The sequence below is a fragment of the Acidovorax sp. KPB24-07 genome (genome assembly GCF_057543315.1).
Map to the genome: position 1 here is coordinate 1 of NZ_BAAJYS010000590.1, position 1600 is coordinate 1600.

A 1600-nucleotide genomic window follows, 5' to 3' on the forward strand; every position below is an offset into this window, starting at 1 on the left:
CTATGCCGCGCTGCTGCACGACGACCACCTGCGCGCGGCCTACGTGAACGTGGGCGAGCGCGGCGACACGCGGACCTTCGAGCAGCCCGACATCGTGGCCCTGCGCGACCAGCTGGTGGACGGCATCCTGCACGACTTCGAACGCATCGCTGCCGGTGCCGCCATGCCGGCGCTGGGCGAGGGCGCCGTGTGCGACTACTGCGCTGCGCGCGGCCTGTGCCGCAAGGATTTCTGGGCATGAAGAACGCACCATGACGCTGGCCGCCTACGAACACAACGGCCGTCCGGCCACGCGCGAGGCGTTCTATGCGATTGCCTGCGATCCGGACCGCAGCGTGGCGGTGGAAGCCTGCGCGGGCGCGGGCAAGACCTGGATGCTCGTCTCCCGCATGCTGCGCGCCTTGCTGGACGGGTGCGCGCCGCACGAAATCCTGGCCATCACGTTCACGCGCAAGGCCGCGGGCGAGATGCGCCAGCGCCTGCAGGAATGGCTGGAAGAGTTTGCCCAGGCCGAGCCTGAGCGCCTGGCCCTGGAACTGGTCGCCCGCGGCATCCCGCCCGATCGCGCGCTGGAAAAGCGCGTGCTGCTGCAGACGCTGTACCGCTCGATGCTCGAATCCGGGCGGCCGGTGCAGATCCGCACCTTCCACAGCTGGTTCGCCGCGCTGCTGGGCACGGCGCCGCTGGCGGTGCTGCACGCACGCGGGCTGCCCGGCAACTACGAGTTGCTGGAGGACGACGCCGAGGCCGTGCGCCAGGTCTGGCCGCCGTTCCTGCAGCAGGTGGCCGACGATGCCGCGCTGCATGCCGACTACCTAGCGGCGGTGGCCTTGCACGGGCGGTCGCAGACGCACAAGGCCCTGGGCGCGGCGCTGTCCAAGCGCATCGAGTTCGAACTGGCGGACGCGGCCGGCGTGATCGACGCCTCGGTCCCGCCGTTCCATGCGCACTTCCCCGACCTGCAGGGGCTGGACAGCCCGGCCCATGCGCTGGAGGGCGATGCGGCGCGCGCCCGCTGGCTGGCCCGCGCCAGTGCCCTGGGCACCGAATCCAACAAGACGCCGCAAAAGGCGGCCGACGCAGTGGTCGATGCCTTCGCGTGCGAGGACCTGCACGAGCGCCTGGAGCGCTTGCGCCGCGCCTTCTTCGTGGCCAAGGAAGACCGGCTCAGCAAAAACCTGGAGAAGTTCGCCGTGGCGCAGGAAGCCGAGGCCGAGCTGCAGCGCCTGTGCCTGGCACGCCGCCAGCACGAGGCTTGGGGCCACCACCACCGCATGGCCCGGCTCACGCGCGCCCTGGTGGCTGCATTCGCTGCCCTCAAGCGCGATCGCGGCTGGGTGGACATGAACGATGTCGAACGCACGGCGCTCGTCATGCTGTCCGACCCGGTGCTGAGCGGATGGGTGCAGGAGCGGCTGGATGCGCGGGTGCGGCATCTGCTCGTGGACGAGTTCCAGGACACCAACCCGCTGCAGTGGCAGGCGCTGCACGCCTGGCTGTCGGGCTATGTGGGCGCGGGCGGAGGGCGTGCGCCCAGCGTGTTCATCGTGGGCGATCCCAAGCAGAGCATCTACCGCTTTCGGCGTGCCGAGCCGCAGGT

2 protein-coding genes are annotated in these 1600 nt (G+C 70.6%); both read left to right on the forward strand.

The window, feature by feature from the left end; translation table 11 throughout:
• Positions 1 to 241 (forward strand): hypothetical protein (locus tag AC27IQ_RS24150; protein WP_487091079.1); only part of this gene is annotated, 241 nt, incomplete at its 5' end.
• 10 nt (positions 242 to 251) lie between these two features.
• Positions 252 to 1600: UvrD-helicase domain-containing protein (locus AC27IQ_RS24155; RefSeq protein ID WP_487091080.1), on the forward strand; the 1349-nt coding region annotated here is incomplete at its 3' end.